The 18,890-nt window shown below is 69.7% G+C and carries 16 protein-coding genes; 1 reads left to right on the top strand and 15 read right to left on the bottom strand.

The features are described from left to right. Positions 1-19 precede the first annotated feature (19 nt). The 14 genes from tssG to tssA form a co-directional block, all read right to left on the bottom strand. Complete coding sequence (tssG, locus tag CEG14_RS09410; RefSeq protein WP_094826120.1) at positions 20-1,114, bottom strand: type VI secretion system baseplate subunit TssG; 1,095 nt, start codon at positions 1,112-1,114, stop codon at positions 20-22. A 17-nt stretch (positions 1,115-1,131) separates the two neighbouring features. Beyond that, the gene (locus tag CEG14_RS09405; RefSeq protein ID WP_094826119.1) at positions 1,132-1,524 is read right to left on the bottom strand and encodes a DUF4150 domain-containing protein; all 393 of its coding nucleotides are present in this window, start codon (positions 1,522-1,524) and stop codon (positions 1,132-1,134) included. Positions 1,525-1,536: 12 nt separating this feature from the next. Continuing rightward, positions 1,537-2,589: a pentapeptide repeat-containing protein gene (locus CEG14_RS09400; RefSeq protein ID WP_094826118.1), complete on the bottom strand. Its 1,053-nt coding sequence runs from the start codon at positions 2,587-2,589 to the stop codon at positions 1,537-1,539. Next, on the bottom strand, positions 2,586-5,180 hold the full coding sequence (locus CEG14_RS09395; protein ID WP_094826117.1) for a DUF2169 family type VI secretion system accessory protein: 2,595 nt from the start codon (positions 5,178-5,180) through the stop codon (positions 2,586-2,588). The genes CEG14_RS09400 and CEG14_RS09395 overlap by 4 nt, the downstream gene beginning before the upstream one ends. A 4-nt stretch (positions 5,181-5,184) precedes the next feature. Next, entirely contained in the window at positions 5,185-5,562 is a 378-nt protein-coding gene (locus CEG14_RS26490) for a hypothetical protein (RefSeq protein ID WP_218831321.1), read from the bottom strand. Between the two features lie 39 nt (positions 5,563-5,601). Further along, a complete protein-coding gene (locus CEG14_RS09385) occupies positions 5,602-7,965 on the bottom strand; it encodes a type VI secretion system Vgr family protein (protein ID WP_094826116.1) in 2,364 nt (787 codons plus the stop codon). A 64-nt stretch (positions 7,966-8,029) separates the two neighbouring features. Next, the gene (locus CEG14_RS09380) at positions 8,030-8,680 is read right to left on the bottom strand and encodes a DUF3540 domain-containing protein (RefSeq protein ID WP_094826115.1); all 651 of its coding nucleotides are present in this window, start codon (positions 8,678-8,680) and stop codon (positions 8,030-8,032) included. 35 nt (positions 8,681-8,715) lie between these two features. After that, positions 8,716-10,629 carry a type VI secretion system baseplate subunit TssF gene (tssF, locus tag CEG14_RS09375; protein ID WP_094826114.1) on the bottom strand — a complete coding sequence of 638 codons (1,914 nt, stop codon included), beginning with the start codon at positions 10,627-10,629 and terminating at the stop codon, positions 8,716-8,718. Next, positions 10,629-11,168 carry a type VI secretion system baseplate subunit TssE gene (gene tssE / locus CEG14_RS09370; protein ID WP_255032245.1) on the bottom strand — a complete coding sequence of 180 codons (540 nt, stop codon included), beginning with the start codon at positions 11,166-11,168 and terminating at the stop codon, positions 10,629-10,631. The genes tssF and tssE overlap by 1 nt, the downstream gene beginning before the upstream one ends. 23 nt (positions 11,169-11,191) lie before the next feature. Then, positions 11,192-11,989 (bottom strand): type VI secretion system accessory protein TagJ, encoded by a 798-nt coding sequence (locus tag CEG14_RS09365; RefSeq protein WP_094826112.1) that lies wholly within the window; start codon positions 11,987-11,989, stop codon positions 11,192-11,194. A gap of 102 nt (positions 11,990-12,091) precedes the next feature. Then, positions 12,092-12,574 carry an Hcp family type VI secretion system effector gene (locus CEG14_RS09360; RefSeq protein ID WP_176461449.1) on the bottom strand — a complete coding sequence of 161 codons (483 nt, stop codon included), beginning with the start codon at positions 12,572-12,574 and terminating at the stop codon, positions 12,092-12,094. A gap of 50 nt (positions 12,575-12,624) precedes the next feature. Beyond that, a complete protein-coding gene (tssC, locus tag CEG14_RS09355) occupies positions 12,625-14,130 on the bottom strand; it encodes a type VI secretion system contractile sheath large subunit (protein ID WP_094826111.1) in 1,506 nt (501 codons plus the stop codon). Between the two features lie 13 nt (positions 14,131-14,143). Continuing rightward, positions 14,144-14,695 (bottom strand): type VI secretion system contractile sheath small subunit, encoded by a 552-nt coding sequence (tssB, locus tag CEG14_RS09350; protein ID WP_094826110.1) that lies wholly within the window; start codon positions 14,693-14,695, stop codon positions 14,144-14,146. 43 nt (positions 14,696-14,738) lie between these two features. Further along, complete coding sequence (gene tssA / locus CEG14_RS09345; RefSeq protein WP_373454200.1) at positions 14,739-15,788, bottom strand: type VI secretion system protein TssA; 1,050 nt, start codon at positions 15,786-15,788, stop codon at positions 14,739-14,741. Between the two features lie 1,018 nt (positions 15,789-16,806). Here tssA and CEG14_RS09340 point away from each other — a divergent pair. After that, positions 16,807-17,727: a DMT family transporter gene (locus tag CEG14_RS09340; protein ID WP_094826108.1), complete on the top strand. Its 921-nt coding sequence runs from the start codon at positions 16,807-16,809 to the stop codon at positions 17,725-17,727. A 147-nt stretch (positions 17,728-17,874) separates the two neighbouring features. Here the strand turns inward: CEG14_RS09340 and CEG14_RS09335 are convergent, their stop codons facing one another. Next, positions 17,875-18,885 carry a Bug family tripartite tricarboxylate transporter substrate binding protein gene (locus CEG14_RS09335; protein WP_094826107.1) on the bottom strand — a complete coding sequence of 337 codons (1,011 nt, stop codon included), beginning with the start codon at positions 18,883-18,885 and terminating at the stop codon, positions 17,875-17,877. Positions 18,886-18,890: the final 5 nt, after the last annotated feature.

Below are 18,890 nucleotides of genomic sequence, written 5' to 3'. Positions count from 1 at the left end.
CTGCTACGGAAAATCGGTCTCAGGAAACGGCGGAATGCGCCTCGCGGGCGCGGCTCTCGTAGTCGACGCACAGGTCGGCGGCGTCGCCCCGGTGCGCCGGGCGCGTGCCGAGCCAGCTCGCCAGGCCCAGCGGCGCGGGCTGGCCCAGGCGCACGCCCTGCGCGTCCTCGGCGCGCAGCACCAGCCGCGCATCCCACGCGAACTCGATGCCGATGTACTGGCGCAGCCAGTGCAGCAGCTGGCGCGCGCCCGCGCCGCCCGGCAGGAAGTCGCGATAGCGCGCCATCGGCAGCGGGCCGAGCTGGATGCGGAACTTGTGCTGGCCGTCGCGCACGGCGCCGCCCAGCAGCGTGTCGCGGCCCAGGCCCGCCGTCCCGCCCAGCCTCAGCTGCTGGGCCGGCTCGATGCGGATCCATTGCGGCACGAACTCTTCGACGCGGGCCTGCACGCCGAAGAAGCGCCGCAGGATCCGCACCAGCCCCTCGGGATTGCGCGTGAGCCGCACCAGGTGGCCGGCCATGTGGTACTTGGCATGGTCGAGCACCGCGTCGCGCTTGCGCATGGAGGGCTGGCCCATGTGCAGCAGGCTCGCCACGTAGCGGGTGTGGCGATCCTCGCCGCGATCCATGCTGACCGTGCCCTGGGCGTCGGCCCAGGCGCGATAGAACAGCAGCGCCAGCCGGTGGTGAAACATGTCCGCGAAGGCCGCCAGCGTGCGGTCGCCCTGGTGCTGGATGCGTTCGCGCACGTGTTCGGTCATGTGCAGCGGCAGCGGCCCGTTGGGCCCGAACAGCCCGAAGCCGAACACCGCCACCTCGCCCGGGCGGCCGTCGCGCGGCGCCCGGGCGGCGGCCAGCGTGGCCGGCGCGAACGACAGCGACGGCTCCTGACGCACGCGCACGGGCTCGGCGCGCGGCGAAGCGGCCCGCCCGAGCGGGTCGCGCGCCCCGCCGCGCGCGTCGATCCAGCGCAGCGTATTGAACAGGTCGTGCGCGTACGGTTCCTCCTCCAGCATGCGCCAGAACACCGCCGGCAGACGCTGGCCGGCGGCGGCGGCCGGCACGCCTGGCGTGTCGGCGCTGCCTTGCTCGGGAGGAAGATAATGCGTGTCCATCGCGCGTTCCGCCCGCCTCAGGGCGCGAGCACCAGCAGCTTGAACTGGCTCGGCACGATGCGCATGCCCAGGGCGTTGCAGCGGTTCTGCAGCGCCAGGCTGGTGATGCGCGTGACCGGCGTGCCGCGCACGATGCAGGTGAAGGCGCCCGTGATGTGGCGCGACTGGCTCATGAAGGTCTGCGAGATGATGCCGCCCGCCGCGCCGGGGATGTCGCCCAGCGTGATCGGCGTGATGGTGGCCATGTTGTGCGCGGGCGCCGCCATGAACAGGATGTTCCAGGCATTGGGCACCGCCATCGGCCCCAGCGCCATGTTGGGATACGGCAGCGGCATCAGCGCCGCCGGCGGCGTCTTGCACACGTCGGGAAACGCGAGATCCATGCCCATCAGCTGGCAGTTGGCGAACATCTGTCGTGTCTCCTAGGCTTGTCCCGCCGACCACAGCTCGGCGTCGAGCAGCGCGGGATCGTTTTCGATGATGCCGGCGCGCCGTTCCCAGCGCGCGCCGTCGGTGATGGCGCGATGCAGGCGCAGGCGCAGCACGTCGGCCGCGCGCAGATCGGCGCCGCGCAGATCCGCGCGCAGAAAATCGGTGTCGCGCAGGCAGGCGCCCTCGAACACGGCGTTGCGGGCCCGCGCGCGGTGCATGACGGCCATGCTCAGGTCGGCGCCGTCGAAGCGCGCACCCTCGAGCACCGCGTCCACCCACACCGACTGCAGAAAGGCGCCGCGCGACAGGCGCGCGCCGCTCAGGTCGGCCTGCACGAACAACGCCTGCGCGCCGAGCACGTCGCTCAGGTCGGCCTGCGCGAGCGTGGCGCCCTGGAAGCTGCACTGGCTGATGTCCGCGCCGTTCAGGCGCACCGCGTCCATGCGCGAGCCGGTGAACTGCGCGCCCGGCCAGGCCTGCTGCGAGAGATCCTGCTCGCGCAGGTCGCACTCCACCAGCATCGCGCGCTCGCTGGTCAGGCCCGCGAAGCGCACGGTGCGCAGGTCGAGCCGATGCAGCGTGGTGTAGCTCAGGCGGGCCTCGCCCAGGTCCGCATCGGCCAGGCTCATCTGCGCCAGCACGGCGCGCTCGATGCGCGCGCCGCGCAGGTTCGCGCCGGCCAGCGAGCCGCCGCTCAGCGTGGCGCCGTCCACGCAGGCGCCGCCCAGGTCGGCGCCGCGCAGCTCGACCTCGCTCCACATGCCCTTGGCGAAGCGCGCGCCGGCCAGCCGCAGGCCCTCGGCCTGGCAGCGGAACAGCCGCGACTCGTCCAGCGTCGTCTCGCTCAGGTCCGCGCCGCTCAGGGTGCAGCGGTGCATCTGCGTGTCTTCGAGATTGCAGCCACGCAGATCGGCGTCGCGCAGGTCGCACTCGTCGAACATGGCCCCGGACAGGTCGCGGCCGGCCAGCGCCGCGCCGCGCAGCACCGCCTGGTGCACCGGCTTGCCGGCGCCGATCAGGCCCATCAGGGTGTCGACGTTCATCGCGGCTCCCGGCGCTTGGGCCACAGCTTGGCGCCGTGGGTGTAGGCGCCCGCCGTGCTGGCGCCGCCGTCGATGCGGGCCTGCGACACGTCGGCGCGGAACAGGTTCGCCTGGCCCAGGTCGGCGCCGGTGAGCACCGCCTTCGACAGGTTGGCGTCGATCAGCACCGCGCGGCGCAGACGCGCGCCGGTCAGGTCGGCGCGGATGAACAGCGTATCGGGCGCGATCACGGCGTCGAGCTGGGCCGAGCTCAGGTCGCAGCCCGACAGGTCGCAGCCGTCGAGCCTCGCCTCGCGCAGGTCGACGTCGCGCATCACGGTGCCGCGCAGGCCGCACTGGCTCAGGTGCGCGCGCGTCAGCACCGCGCCCGCCAGCGAGCTGGTGCCGGTGACCGAGCAGGCGGTCAGGCGGATGCCCTCGGCCGCGATCGCATCGGCGTTCACATTGATGAGGCCGACGCGATCCAGCCGGGCGCCCTGCCAGCGGCTGCGCGTCAGCGTGGCGTCCAGCAACAGGCACTGGCGCCACTGCGTCTCGCCCAGATCGCAGTCCGTCAGGCTCGCCTCGTGCCACATGATTTCCGCAAACGACGCCCCGCGCAGGTTGCAGCCCTCGAGGCGGGTCTGCGGCAGTTGCGCGCGCAACAGGGTGACGCCGCTCAGGTCGCTGCCGCTGAGCTGCACCTGGCCGAGATTGGCATCGGTGAGATCGGCGCCCGTGAGGCGCAGCGACGCGGCCCGCACGGCGGCCAGGTTGGCCTGCTGCAGGCGGCAATGCGCCAGCGAGGCGCCGTCGAGCTGCGCGCCCACCAGCACCGCGCCGGCCAGGTCGCAACCCTCCAGGTTGGTGCCGCGCAGGTCCGCGCTCTCCAGCATGGCGCCGGTCAGGCGCGCGCCGCGCAGGTCCAGCCCCGACAGATCCGCGCCGATCAGGTTGGCCTGGCTGAGGTCGCGCGTGCCGCGCATCACGGCCTCGACGCGGCGGCGCGTGCGGCTGGCCCGCAGCGGGCTCATCGCCGGCGCGCGGTCGAACAGGTGCACGGTGTGGCGGTAGGCCGAGCGCACCTCGGGCCGCAGGTCGTCGGCCCAGCGTGCCGGCGCCGCGCCGCCCTCGCCCAGCATGTCGGTCTGGCGCAGCTGGCGCTCCATCGCGATCGGGTCCATGCGATTGCTGCCCGCTTTGGGCGCGCCCGGCGGCTCCGGCTGGTCGAGCCGCTCGACGTCGATGCCGGTATCGCGGGCGAACTGCTGGATGTCGGGATCGGCCAGCGCGCGCTCGCGCTCGGCCGCCAGCGTGGCGCGCATGGCCTCCTGCTCTTTCTCGAGCGCCATCATGCGCTGGGGCATGGTTTCCATCGTGAGCGGCTCGACCGGAGGATGCTCGGGCGCCAGGAAGTCGTCGGCGTTCAGCCCCAGGGATTCCAGCTCGCTGCGATGCTCGGCCCGGTCCTGGCGCTCGCCCGCGCGCAGGCGCCGCACCATGGGCCGGTCCTCGATGTCCGGCAAGGGGTCGTCGGCCCCGAACAGCGCGCGCGGCGCCAGCGCGCCATCGTCGAGCGCGTGCAGGGCGCCATGGCGCGTGTCCAGCCGCTGCGTCAGCACCTCCAGATAGTGGGCGTGCGGCAGGGGCTCGCCCGCCGCCTCGAGCGCGGGCATGATCACGCCGATGTCGGCGGCGTCGTCCTCGCTGATGGGCAGGCTGCCGTGCCAGATCAGCGCCACGCGTTCGCGGGCCGGGAAGAAGCAGGCCGTGGTGAGCCGCAGCGGATACTCTTCCAGGCCTGCGGCGTCGGCGATGCGGCGCACGAACACGCGGGCGCGCCACTGCGGCAGGCGGCCGCTCAGCACCGCGCGCTGCGGGTGCATGTTCCAGAACGCGTATTCCGCCGCCTCCGGCAGCGCGCCCACGCCGGGCCAGCGCTGGTCCGGCGCCGCCGTGTTGAAGCAGCGCCAGTCCGCGTCCAGCGGCAGGCCCGGAAAGCCCTGCTCCAGCCACTGCTGGTCGTAGCGGCGGCCCATCAGCGCGAGCCGCTCCGGATGATCGTGCGCGAGCGGACCGAAGCCCGCCGGCGTGGGCCGCTGCGTCGGCGATTCGATGCGCTCGGTCGGCGACTCCACGTTGGGCAACGGCCGCAGCTTCATGCGGCCGTGCTGCTCGGCCACCATCCCACGGCCCAGCACATTGCGCGGTTCGTCGGGTCCGCCATAGGCCCGGCTCCAGTCGAGCGGCATCTCGCTGAAGGGCAGCGGCTCGGTGGCGCGCCCCTCCAGCCAATAGCGGTCGCCGAACACCAGCAGCGACTTGTCGAGTCCGCCGACCTTCATGCGCACCGCGCAGGCGCGGTCCTGGCCGCTGGGCCCCGTGTAGGCGCTGCCATGCACCAGCACCTCGGCTTCCAGCTTGGGCATGCCCACGTCGAGCGCGCCGTCACCCTCCTCCGCGGCCACGCGCCACAGCTCCTGCTCGGTATAGAGCCGGGGCTCGGGCTCCAGCCCGGCGAGCGCCATCACGGCCACGCCCAGGCTGTCCTCGCCCTGCCAGCGATACGGACGGGTCAACACGCTCAGGCGAGTCGGTTTTACGGTCTTCATCGCATTAATCGACGCGTTGGTCCACCGCCACGGCGCGCGTCTGCGGATCCACGCGCACGGCGATCTCCCGGCCCTCGGCGAAGTCGCCGATGCGTACCGGCGAGATGCGCGCCTCGATCAGGGTCTCGAACGGCTCGCCCGACGCGGGCTGCACCGCCAGGCGCAGCTTGACGATCAAATAGGCTACCTCGCCCAGGCGCCGGCCCGTGTCGATGGTTTCGAGCACCCGTGCGGTCGCCGGCTCGCCGGTGCGCTGCACCTGCACCACCTGCGCCTCGGCCGCCGCGCGGCGCGCGGCCTGCTTGCGGAAGAAGCCGATCAGCACCACGGCCTCGACCACGATCAAGAGCACCACCAGCCAAGCCCAACCCGGTATTTCCATGTTGCCTGCCACTCCCCGTTTCTCGGTTGTCATGCGTCTTCAGATCAGGACCCAGAGGCCGGCCAGCGCGGTGCGCACGCCCACGTTCTCGGTTTCCATGCCCTTGTTGCGGTACTCGGTGCCGGCGACCTTGAAGCTCATCAGCGCCACGTCGTTCTTGATCATCGCGATCGCGCCCGTGGTCATGGCGGTGGTCAGCGTGCTGCGCCACACGGCGGCGTTGGCCAGGCCGATGGTGGCCTGCGCCACTGTCAGGTTCAGGCCGAACGGCGTCGCCTTCAGCCAGCTCTTGGTCGACAGGTCCTTGACCTTCTTGCCCTGCAGCACCACGTCCACGCCGCTGTTGATCGTGATGGTCTGGGGCGAGGTGATGTCCATGCCCGCGCCGGTGGACTCGATGCGGATCTGGCCGCTGACCTTCTCGGTCAGCGTGCCGGCCGACACGTTGCGCGCGGCGTTGCCCGTCTCGACGGTCACCGTCTGGCCGTCCTTGATGTTGACCGTCGAGCCCTTGGTGATCTTGCGCAGCTCGCCGCCCTTGTAGGTCTCGTCGAGCAGCCCCGTGACCTCGCGCGTCTCGGTGTCCTTCAGCGTTTCCTTGAACGGGCCGGTCACCTCGCGCGTCTCGCCCACGGCCGAGACCGTGGTCTTGAGGCCCTTGCCGTAGATTTCCTCGTTGAGCCCGTCCTTCACCTCGGTCTTGCGCGAGGCCTGCACGGTGTAGTTCTCGTGCCCGGTGACCGACACGTCGCGGGTCTTGGCCACGGTCAGGACGTCGGGCCCGGTGACGTGGATCTCGCGCTTGCCGCCCACGTAGCAGGTGTCGTTGTGGCCGATGTTGGTGAGGCGGTGCCGGTCGGTGCTGTGGCTCTCGTCGAGCTCGATCTCGGTGCGATAGTTGCGCTCCGCATGCATCCAGATCTCTTCCTGCCCGGTCTTGTCCTCGAACATGAAGGCGTTGGCGGTGCGCGGCGTGCCCTCCTTGGTGCGGCTCAGGAAGCCGCTCTGCGTGGCGTTGCCCGGCAGTTCCCAGGGCGGCATGTTGCCGGCGTTGTAGACCCGGCCGATGATGATGGGCCGGTCGGGATGGCCGCCGATGAAGTCCACGATGACCTCGTCGCCCACGCGCGGCAGCTGGATGCCGCCGAAGCCGCCGCCCGCCCAGGGGCTCGACACGCGCACCCAGCACGAGCTGTTCTCGTTGCGCTGGCCGACGCGGTCCCAGTGGAACTGCACCTTGACCCGGCCGTAGTTGTCGGTCCAGATCTCCTCGCCTTCCTTGCCCACCACCTTGGCGGTCTGCGGGCCATGCGTGTGCGGCATCGGGGTGACGCGCGGCGCGCGGTACGGCACGCTGGACGGCAGCACGATGAAGCCGACGTCGAACAGGCTGCTGCTGCCCGAGCCGCTGGCGTAGCCGCCCTCGCGGATGCGGTAGTGCGCGCCCACGACCAGGTACTCGCGGTTTTCCGCCTGGCGCGGATGGTTGCGCAGCGTGAACAGGTAGCCCGGCGCGGCGCCGCGCACGTTGCAGGTGCCGGCCACCTGCTCCTGGCGCGACTGCAGGTCTTCGAGCCGCACGCGGGTGTAGCGCTCGGCGTCGCCCGCATTGGTGTAGCCGCCCTGCCATTCGTAGACTTCGAGGTCGCCGTTGTCATAGGCGCCGGGGTTGTTGCGGCGCGCCTCCAGCATGGCGCCGGGCGTCTTGAAGTGATAGTCGTTGGTGGCGAAGGCGCCGGGCGTGATCTGCTCCGACACCTCCCACGACGACACATACTCCTCCTGCGGCACCGCCGCGCGGTCGGGCCCGTAGTACGGCAGCGTCTCGTAGCCCGGCAGCTTGTCGTGCTGGGTCACGTCATCGGTCACCATCAGCGTGTGCTTGCCGTCCTCGTGCTTGAACCAGTAGTAGATGCCCTCGTGCTCCATCAGGCGGCTGAGGAAGGCGAAGTCGGTCTCCTGGTACTGCACGCAGTATTCCCAGTTGCGATAGCTGTCCGAGAGCTTGAGCTCGTACGGAAACGCGTAGTCGCCCAGCACCTCCTCGATCACGTCCGGCACGCTCTGGTTCTGGAAGATCTTGTTGTCGGAGGTCTGCGTCAGGTACCAGAGCCAGGGGCGCAGCGTGGCACGGTAGATGTAGTGGCGCGCCGTGGCGCCCTCGCGGCCCACCAGCACGCAGCGTGTCACCTGGCCGTTCAGGAAGCGCGGCTTGGCGCCCGAGGTCTCGATTTCCAGCGTGATCGGCTTGCCCAGCAGCTGCTTCATATCGAGCGAATGCGAGTCCGACACCAGCTCCACATCGAACTCGAACAGCTGCGACAGGGTTTCGTGTCCGTGCATGCCGCGAAACTTCAGCTGCTCCGGCGGCAGGGGGGTGTGAGCCTTGATGACGCGTTCCATATCCCGATTCCGATATTCCTAAGGTCTGGCGGCAGCCGCCGCGAACTCGTTGCGTTGCCGGGCCTCAGCCCATGTGGATCTGGCGGCCGTCCACCTTCACCAGCTCTTCGCCGGTCACCACGTTGTAGGTGCCGTGCAGGCGTGCCGTCTGGCGCGCCTCCATGTCGAGCACACCCACGCGGGTCTGGTCCGTCTCTTCGGTCAGGCGCAGCGCGTTGCGCGCCATCTGCACCAGCTTGTCCACCACCAATTCGTAGATGCGGCCGGTCAGCCGCACCTGGCCCACGGTCAGGCGCGCCTCCTTGCCGCGGTAGCTCAGCGTGTCGACGGCGCAGTCCGCCACCGGTGCCTGCAACTCCAGGCGCTCGCGCGCCTGCAGGCGCAGCGCGGCCGCGCTGTCGAGCGTGATGCCGGCGCGCGCGCCCAGCACCAGTTCGCCCTCCACCTGCAGCCGTGCGACAGACGGATCGGTCTGCAGGGTGACGGCGATGATGTAGACGCGATCCTCGTCCGGGCCGCTCACCAGCACCTCGTCGCCCGGCACCGGCGCGAGCAGGCAGCTGGCGGCGCGGCGGCAGCGCCACTGGCGCGTGTCGGTGCGCACCACGTACTCGGGTCCCACCACCATCGCGACCTCGCCGAGCGCGTGCACGGGCTGGCCGGCGCCGCCGGGCGCGACGGCGGGACTCGGTGAAACGCGGTGGACCTGCGCCATGGAAGACACTCCAGAAGGGGGACGCGGAGCGGGCTTCAGCATGCGGGCCGCCCTCCGGGCCGGGGTTTCCAGCGGGCGACCTCGCCCCGCTGCAGGGTGCCGAGCGTGAGCTCGGTCATCATGTTGATGCTCACGTGCCGCGTGAAATAGCGCTCCAGCACGGCGCCGAACAGATAGGGATGGATGCCGGAGAACGCCGTCTCGTCGACCGTGAGCTCGACGCGCACGCCGCGCCCGTAGACGATCGGTCCCGGCACCGGCAGGCGCTGGTGCATCGGCACCGCACGCACCCGTTGCAGGCCTTCGATCTGGCGCGCCACCACGGGCTCGGAGAGATCGGCGTACAGCCGCAGCGTCTCGCGCAGGGTCTGCGCGCCCTGCTCCGGGTCCAGGTCGGTCAGGCTCAGATAGTTCAGGCCCAGGTGATTGATGAGCCGCCAGGTCGCCTCGCCATCGGCCAGCGCGGTGCGCGGCGCCGATGGCCCGCGCCGCACCTTGATGCGCGCGACCGGCGCCGAGATGCGCAGGCTGAAGTCGGTATCGCCGGCCAGCGGCATCAGCAGCGGCAGGTCGCGGTTGGTGCACAGCGTGTCCAGCGTCAGGTGGCGCAGGTCGCCGGAGAACGGCGCCTCGTCGCGGTCGACCAGCGAGAGGAACAGCTCGCTGCCGACATAGCCGGTGCGCGAGCCCTGGCGCAACGCGACGTCGGAGAGCAGGCGCGGCTCGCGCCGCGTGGCGTAGTAGGCGCCGTAATCCTCGCCGTCTTCGCTGAGCGTGCCGTAGAACGGCCGGAACTGCCGCTCGGCGCCGCCCGCGGCATGGCCCGTCACGCGCGTGACGCCATAGACCTCGTAGTCCAGCGGCCGGGTGCGGTCCACCACCAGGTGATATTCGTGCGTGCGCGGCGTGACCGCGACACGGTCGGCACGCTTCGGAAACAGGTTGATCACGGGCACGCAGTGCAGCGCCACGTTTTCGGTGCGCACCGTGCTTTCGAGGTCAGGCGCGCCCGTCGACAACAGAATCGTGATGCCGAACGCACGCACCTCCTCGCCCGCGGCGCCCTTATCCTGCGCGGCCGACTGCGCCAGCAAGGGCCGCAGGCCCTGGCGCAGCTGGTTCACGCTGAAGAACATGAAGCGCTGCGGAAACGCGAAGTACTCCTGCATCAGGCGATAGCCCTGGAAGCAACGGTCGTCGGCCGGCAGCAGCGCCTGGTCGTCGTCGAAGCCTTCGTGGCGCAACACCTCCGCCGGCAGCAGCTTGCAGCCGAGCGCGGGCCGCTCGGCGTCGTGGCACACCACGCCCACCGACTTGCCCAGCACCAGCGCCAGCAGCTGGTTCATGGGCACGTCCTGGCCGTCGAGAAAGAACGTCAGGCTGTCGAGATCGAGCTCGTGCAGGGCCACGCCGCCGCACACCTCGATGCGCAGGCGCAGCGCGGCCGTGGCGCGCGCGCCGCCCAGCCCGAGCCGCGCGAGCGGCAGGTCCGGCGGCGTGGCCATGAACTCGGCGTGAGCCACCTTCAGCGGCCACATCTTCACGTCCTGGCCGGTGGAGAAATCGCACGGGGTCTGCTCGCCGCGCGTCACGCGGGCGCGCAACAGGGTGCCGCGCGGCAGCGTGAAGCCCTTGGCCAGCGTGCCCTCGTTCATGCTGGGCTCGAGCGCCACCACCGCCATCGCGGGCGTGGGCGCCAGATAATGCGGATAGACCACGTCGAGCAGGCGCTGCGAGAAGCGCGGAAACTCCGCGTCCATCTTGAGCTGCACGCGCGCGGTCAGGAAGCTGAAGCCTTCGAGCAGACGTTCCACGTAGGGGTCGGCCACCTCCGCTTCGCTCAACCCGAGCCGCCCTGCCACCTTGGGATAGTGGCGCGAGAACTCGGCGCCCATCTCGCGCAGGTATCCCAACTCCCGGTTGTAGTAATCCAGCAGCCGCGTGTCCATCAGCTGCCCCCGAGGTCGCGCAGGTCGATGTGGCCGCTTTCGAGATCGATATCCGACCGGAACAGGAATTCGAGGGGATGCGGCTCGCACCACAGCATGCCGCGGATCGACAGGGTCAGCACGTTGTAATGCTCGAGCTTGCCGGTGTCGGTCACGCAGCGCACGTCCACCGTGTCGCCCAGGATGCGCGGTTCGAAGCGCACGATGGCCAGCCGGATCGCGTCTTCCACGTCGATCCAGTCGATCTCCGACATGCGCTTGCCGGCCATCGCGCGCACGCCGAAATTCAGGGTGGACGCCCCGACCCACTGGAACGGACCGATGTCGTCGGTGGTTTCCAGGTTGACGGTGTTGAGCAGCCAGCGCAGGTCGCGCAGCACCGCGGCGCGCAGCTGCGCATGCGACATCACCGCCTGGCCGGGCGGCTCGCTGCGCTCGTAGGGCCGGTCGTCCATCAAGCGGTCGAGCAGCGCCGGCTGCAGCCGGTCGAGCGCCGCGCCGCGCGCGCCGCGCCGGCCGGCCGAGCGCCACACCTGCATCGCCTGGGCGTCGTGCGCGGCCATCAGTCCAGCTCCATCGCGCGCAGATCGAGCAACGCGTATTCGCCTTCGTCGGTCATCCACATCTTCTGGCCGACGCCGGCATACAGATCCTCGCCCAGCGGCTCCCACTGCGTGATGCGGCCCAGCTGCAGCGCATCCTCCAGCGGCTCGCCGCCGGCACGCGCGGGATAGCGGGCCGGCACCAGCGCGGCCAGCGTGCGGCCCTCGGCCGTCACGAGTTCGGCCTGCGCCCAGACCAGGTCGGCCAGGCCCTGCGGCGCGAGCAGACGCACGCTGCGCAGCGCCGACATCGGCGCCCAGAGGTAGCGGTCGCCCACGATCAGCTCGCAGACCGGGCCGAGGCGGCTGTCGCCGTCGCAGAGCCAGGTGAACGCATGCGGCGTCTCGTCGGCGGCGAGCGTGAGGCGGCCGGCGCAGGCGCTGGCTTCGGCAAGCGCCTCGGCGCGGGTGGCGGCTGCGCGCTCGGCCGGCTCGCGCAGGGCCTGCACCAGCAGGCGCTGCCACGGCTGGGCAGCGCCAAGAAAATCGGGTTCCGACTCGCCGGCGAACACGGCGCTGCGGCGCTGCTCGGCGCGCACCGCGCCGTCGTAGAGCAGCGCGCTGGCGCGGGCGCGCGGGTTGAGTTCGGCGGACAGGCGCAGCTGTTCTGCCGCGCGCGGCCAATCGCCCTGCACGGCACTGAGCTGGAACAGCCGCGCGCGCAGGTCGGCGTCGGCCGGTGCGTTGCGCACGCGCTCGCGGGTCTGCGTCAACTGGTGGGCGATCGAGCCCTCATGCAGCGAAAACGGTTGCATCATGTCGTCGGTCGGGTCGGTTGGCGGAAGGTCGGAACCGCGGCAGCGCCGGTGGGCGGCGCGCCGCGCAAACACGATGGGCAGCGGCGCGAGGCCGCTCCCGCATCAGGCTTCCTTGTTTTGCTTGACGTCCCACGACACCAGGCTTTCGGCGCCCTTGCCGCCCTTCTCGGTCTGCTCCCAGTACTGCTGCTTGACCTTGGCGGCCTGGAACGCGTAGTTGACGACCACGGATTCCGAGCTGTTCTCGCCGCTCACCTGCACCGAGGTCACCAGCACCTCGTCGAGGGTGATCTTGGTGTATTCGATCTGCTGACCGCCGGCCTTGCACACCGACAGTTCGACCTTGCTCAGGTGCTTGCCCGAAGCGCAGTGCTTCATCACGGCCGGCATCGACTTGTCGATGCGCGCCACGATGTGCAGATCGTTGAAGCTGGCCTTGCCGGCGCCGCCGCCGCCACCCGAAGCCATGTTGCCCGGCTGGGTCGCGCCCCACGAGAACGACACGATGTCCGTCCAGTCCTTGTGGTTGGCGTCTTTCGATTCGCCATTGGCGCCATCGATCTTCATGAACATATCAACTGCCACTGCTTTCTCCTATGCGTGCTCCGGGGCACATGGGTGAAGGAATGGTGTCCTCAGCCTTCGTTCTGCTTGAGCGAGGGCAGCTTGGACACCAACCGCAGCGACACCGTCAGCCCTTCGAGCTGATAGTGCGGCCGCAAGAAGAACTTCGCCGAGTAGTAGCCAGGGTTGTCCTCGATCTCCAGCACCTGCACTTCGGCGGCCGCCAGCGGCTTGCGCGCCTTGGTTTCCTGCGAGGAGTTCACCGGGTCGCCATCGACGTAGTTCATGATCCAGTCGTTGAGCCACCGCTCCATGTCGTCGCGCTCGCGGAACGAGCCGATCTTGTCGCGCACGATGCACTTGAGGTAGTGCGCGAAGCGGCAGCACGCGAACAGGTACGGCAGGCGCGCGGCCAGCTTGGCGTTGGCCGAGGCGTCCGCGTCGTAGTACTCGTGCGGACGTTGCAGCGACTGCGCGCCGATGAAGGCGGCGAAGTCGGAGTTCTTGCGATGCACCAGCGGCATGAAGCCGTTCTTGGCCAGCTCTGCCTCGCGCCGGTCGCTGATGGCGATCTCGGTCGGGCACTTCATGTCCACGCCGCCGTCGTCGGTGGGGAACGTGTGGCACGGCAGGTTCTCGACCGCGCCGCCCGATTCCACGCCGCGAATCGAGGTGCACCAGCCATAGAGCTTGAACGAGCGGTTGACGTTGGCCGCCATGGCGTAGGCCGAGTTGGCCCAGGCATAGCGGTCGTGGTTGGCGCCGTCGGTGTCTTCCTCGAAATCGAACTCGTCGACCGGGTTGGTGCGCGCGCCGTAAGGCAGGCGTGCCAGGAAGCGCGGCATGGCGAGCCCGATGTAGCGCGCATCCTCCGACTCGCGCAGGCTGCGCCACGCGGCGTATTCCGTGTTGGTGAAGATCTTGGTGAGATCGCGCGGATTGGCGAGCTCCTGCCACGATTCCATCTGCATCGCGCTGGGCGAGGCGCCGGCGATGAAGGGGCAATGCGCGGCCGCGGCGATGCGCGAGATCTCGCCCAGCAGCTCCACGTCGGGCGGGCTGTGGTCGAAGTAGTAGTCGCCCACGAGGCAGCCGATCGGCTCGCCGCCGAACTGGCCGTATTCCTCTTCGTACACGCGCTTGAAGATCGGGCTCTGGTCCCAGCCCACGCCCTTGTGGCGCTTGAGGGTGCGGCCGAGCTCGCGCTTGGAGATGCACATCACGCGGATCTTGAGCAGCTCGTCGGTCTCGGTGTTGGTCACCAGGTAATGCAGGCCGCGCCAGGCGCCTTCGAGCTGCTGGAAGTCGGCGTGGTGCATGACCAGGTTGATCTGCTCGGACAGCTTGCGATCGATCTCGGCGATGATGGCCTGGATGGTGCGATACGCATCCGAGGACAGGCCCACGCCGCTGTTGGCCAGAGCCTGGTGCGCGAGCGTGCGCACGGCATGCTCGACGGCCTCGCGGGCCTGTTCGGTCTTGGGCTTGAATTCCTTGCGCAGCAGCGCCGACAGATCATCGGCCTCCAGGGCCTGGGCGCTCTGCTGGGACTGTTCGCGTTTGGCGACTGCGGTCATCTTGCTGTCCTCCTCAAACCTTGGTCTCGCGGCCGCCGGCCGCGGCCACGTCCGCCGCCGACTCCGGATTGGGCGCGGCGGCCAGCGCGTTCATCAGCGCGGGGTTCTTCAGCACTTCGCCGATCAGCGATTCGGCGCCCGTCTTGCCGTCCATGTAGGTCAGCAGATTGGCCAGCTGGGTGCGTGCGGCGAGCAGTTCGTTGAGGGCGCCGATCTTGCGCGCCACGGTGGCGGGCGAGAAGTCGTCGATGCTCTCGAAGCTGATGTCGACGTTCAGGTTGCCCTCGCCCGTGAGCGTGTTGGGCACCTGGAACGCGGCGCGCGGGCGGATCGACTTGAGGCGTTCGTCGAAGTTGTCGATGTCGATGTCGAGGAACTTGCGCTCGTCCACGTCCGGCTGCGGCGTCTCCGACTTGCCGGCGAGATCGGCCATCACGCCCATCACGAAGGGCAGCTGGATCTTGCGCTCGGCGCCATAGATTTCCACGTCGTATTCGATCTGGACGCGGGGGGCACGATTGCGGGCGATGAATTTCTGCCCGCTGCCCTTCAGAGTTGTAGCCATGATGCCTGCTCCCTAGGTTGACGTTGATGGTTGGCGTTGCCGCTCACGGCTGTCCGGCTGCGCCGTCGCGCGGCAGCCAGCTCTCGAACTGCTCCAGGCCCTGCGGCGCGAGGTTCTTGAGGATGTCGTGGAAATTCAGGCTGATCAGCTGCTGGGTGCGGCGGATCAGGAACGGCGCGGGGTGGCTGGGCTCGTGCGCCTCGAAATAGGCGCTCACCTTGGCGAGCATCAGCATCGCCTCCTCGCGGGTCTCGATACTGGCGTCGCGCCAGTCGTGGCGCGCGCCACGGGCGGCGCCGGCATCGGCGGGCTGCGCCGGCGCGTGGCTCGCGCCCGGCGCGCGGTCGCCGCTCACGTCGGTGCTGGCGGCGGGCGCGGCGGACTGCGGCTGGGCCGCGCCGGCCCAGGCCTGCGCCACCACGTCCAGGCTGCGCAGCACGCCGGCAAAGTCGGGCACCCACTCGTGGCCCAGCCGCGTCGCCACGCAGGCCTGGATGCGGCGCAGGCTTTCGCGTGCGTCGTCCACGGCCAGCAGCTCGGCGCTCTGCTGCAGCCAGGCCTGGCGCAGCTTTTCGACCAGGCGCTCGCGCCCGCCGGGATAGATCTGGTCGGCCTCGCGCGCGCCTTCGCTCACGGCTTCGGCCTCGCGCAGGCTGAGCTGGCCATGCATGCCGTCGAGCAGCCGCGCCGAGCGCAGGCTGCTGGCCGTCTCCTGCACGGCGCACAACGAGGCCAGCGCGTTCATGCGCGGCAGGGGATCGGTTTCGCCGTCGATGTCCAGGCGCGGATGCAGCGCATCCCAGTCGCCATCGAGCGCATCGGCGATCACGGAGACGCCGGCGGCGTACCCCGGCACGCCGCGCAACTCGGTCCAGGCCCGGGTCAGGTAGGCCAGGATGCGGGCGTCGCAGGTGCGTTCTAGCAGCGCGAACGCCAGGCGCTCGACCTCGCGCCAATCGGCGGCCTCGGCCGGAATGATGGTGTCGCCGAACTGCTGCTCGGCCTTGCCCAGCGCGGCCTGCTGCAGCGTCAGGAACAGCGGATCGTATTCGAGGTCCTCGCCACAGGCGGGGACGCGTTGCAAGACTTGCACGGAATCCATCGCTTTCTCTAACCCTTCCCCCGCGCCGTCGTGTCGCACGGAGCGGTATTTCGGCGCCTCACGGCGGTTATCCAACCCGGGTCCGGCAGGCGCCCGGGGTCGAAGAAAACCGGAGTTTAGGGAGGCTGTCAGTTATCGAATGCGACAGCTAACAAAGCTTTTCTCTTCTAACGAATGTCGATTTTTCGACGACGGTTTCCGAATAAATCTGACGGGACGTGACACAGAGCCCGATTGAAGTAACGAAATACGCAAAGGTGTGGGTCTTTTGTCACAACCGATACGTGTGACAGCTTTGTAGGACGTAACTCCGCGAAAAATGTCGCACCTTGAAAAATGGGGGCAGCGACACCCGTCTCACGTCGACAAATCCGTCGCAAAGCCGCGCCAGTGCTTGCTCTCATATTCCGCGGTCGCAGCCGTCAAACGGGCCCAGTCACATACAACAACGTTTGAAACACTGTTTGATCGCGGCGCGGCTGTCGCCGGCCTGCCACGGGCAAAAACCCGTTTCGGCCGGTCTGGAACCGTTCCAGGGGTGTATCCCGGGCGCTTCGACGGGCCCATTTCGGGCTGTCCGTTTCGCGACACCGCGAGTTCGAGGGCCGCTGTATGGGAAAGGACGGCGATTGTGCCGAAGCGCTGGCTGGGTGGGGCCGGCTCCCGCCGGGCTTGTGGCGTCTACGGACCAGATTGGGTTTCGCCGGGGTCATGCGGTCCGCTAAGCACGTCGCTGCCGGCCCGGCCCATCCCCGGATCGCATAGGGTGCCGAACCAGCGTTCCGTCTGCGCAGCGGACGGCGATGCCGGCGGCTCGCACGCATCGAAGCCGCGCTTTGAACGGACGGCCTGCGGCCTTGTCGGGCCCGGTGCTCGATGCCCGCGTCCGCGCCGGTGCCCGCGCCGGTGCCCGCGCCGGCGACGGTGGCGGTGAAGGCGCGTCGGGCCGGTTCTTTCTCGCACCGAAGGCAGAGACCGTATTCAACCCAAGACCCGGATTCCCGCACGCATGCACATAAAGAACGAGGTCAAAGGCATACTCTTTGCCGTGTCCGCCGCATTCATGAACGGCACGATCGGCGTGTTGAGCAAATGGGTTTCAGCCAGTGATTTGCCCGCCGCCAGCATTGCGTTCTTCCGCAGCCTGATCGGATTTCTGCTGCTGCTCTGTCTTGCCGCTAGGGCGCGAGCGTCGGGCGCGCAAGGGCGGGCCTCATGGCAATCGGTGGCGCTGTGCGCGTTCTTCGGCATTGCCGTGCTCTTCTTCTTCGAGACCTCGGCTTATCGCTACGCGCTGACCGCCAACGTGGTGCTGACCTTGATGGCCACCGCCACCCTCTCGGCATTTCTCCTGGGCTGGTGGATGCTGGGCGACAGGCCGGCCCCGTCGAGCTGGGCGGGGCTCGCGATCTGCCTGCTGGGGCTCACGCTGGTGCTGGGCGCCGCGGCGCCCGACGTTTCGGCGCCCGACGCAGTGGTATCCAACGCTTCGGCGCGGGGCCATCTGCAAGGTATCGCGCTGGCGGCCGTGGCCGGCGTCGGCTATGGCGCCTTCACCGTGCTGGCCAAGTTCCTCAGGTTGGGCGGCGGGCTGGCCGTCACGCGCGGGCTGCTCATGTTTGGCTCGCTGTATCTGGCTCTGCCCTTCGCCGCAGACGGCGCCATGTTGCCCGCCCCGCACCTGACCCTTTGGGCGGGACTGCTGGCGATCGCCCTGCTGCCATCGATCGGGGGCTTTTACTGCACGACCCGGGCCGTGTCGCTGGCCTCCCCGGCGCAGGTACAACTGTTCGAGCTCTCGGAGCCGTTGTTCGCCGCCGTCCTCGCCGCCGTGCTCCTCGACGAAGCGCCCGCCGCGGCTACCTATATCGGCGGCGGGCTGGTGCTTGCCGGGCTAATCGTCACACAGGTGGCGCGCAGGCAGCGGTAGCGCTGCCCGGCCCGGCCCCGGGCCGCACCCTGCCCTGGTCGCAAAAAAACCCGCGCCGGCGAATGCCGGGGCGGGTTCGGGGAGGACGCGGGCAGGACGCAGATACGCGCCGCGCTCAGGTGCGGGGCGTGGCGATCGGCGCAGCGCTTACTTCAGGTCGACGCCGGCGCTGGCCAGCACGCGCCGGTAGGTGGCGATATCCTCGGCCACGGTGCGGTCCACGTCCTGCGGCGGCGTGGCCGCGAGCGTGAAGCCCAGGTTTTCCAGCAGGCTGGCCGTCTCGGGCTCGCGCAGCACCGCGACCACGTCGCGGTTGATGCGCTCGACCAAGGGGCGCGGCGTGCCGGCCGGCGCGGACAGGCCCTGCCAGCTCTCCACCACGTAGTCCGGCAGCCCCGCCTCCTGCAGCGTGGGCACGTCGGGCAAGGCTTTGGAGCGATAGCTGGTGGTCACCGCCAGCGCCACCAGCTTGCCCGAGCGCACGTTTTCGGTGGCGGCCGCGAGCGTGATCAGCATGGCGTCGACATGGCCGCCGAGCAGGTCGAGCGAGGCCGGCCCGCCGCCGGGATACGGGATCTGGTTGGTCTTGGCGCCGATGCGCTCGTTCAGCAGCTCCACGGCCAGGTGCTGCAGGCTGCCGGTGCCGCCGGGCAGCGCCAGCGTCACCTCGCCCGGCTTCTTCTTCACCAGCTCGGCGAACTCCTGGAAGGTCTTCACCCCCAGGCCGGGCCGCACCACCAGCAACTGCGGATTGGTCACGGCCTTGGTCACGCCCACCAGATCGCGTTGCGGATCGTAGGCACGCTGCGGCTGCAGCGCGTTGAGCGACAGCGCGTCGCCGCTCAACAGCAGGGTATAGCCGTCGGGCCGCGCGTGCGCCACTGCGGCATTGCCGATCGCGCTGCTGGCGCCCGGCTGGTTCTCGACCACCACGCTCTGATGCCACTTCTCGCCGAGCCGCTGCGCGATGGTGCGCGCCAGCTTGTCGGCACTGCCCCCGGCCGAGACCGGCACGATGATCTTGACGGGCTTGTTGGGGTAGCGCGCCACTTCGTCGCTCGCGACGGGCGCCGCGCCCGAGCCCGACCACAGCGCGAGGCCCGCGGCCACCGCAATCACGGCGCCCAGGCCGCTCTTCCAATACTTCCTGCCTTTCATGTGCA

This window comes from Bordetella genomosp. 1 (genome assembly GCF_002261335.1).
In the GTDB taxonomy this organism is placed as follows: Bacteria; Pseudomonadota; Gammaproteobacteria; order Burkholderiales; family Burkholderiaceae_B; genus Bordetella.
The sequence above is the reverse complement of the archived record's forward strand: the minus strand, read 5'-3'. Positions and strand labels throughout refer to the sequence as shown.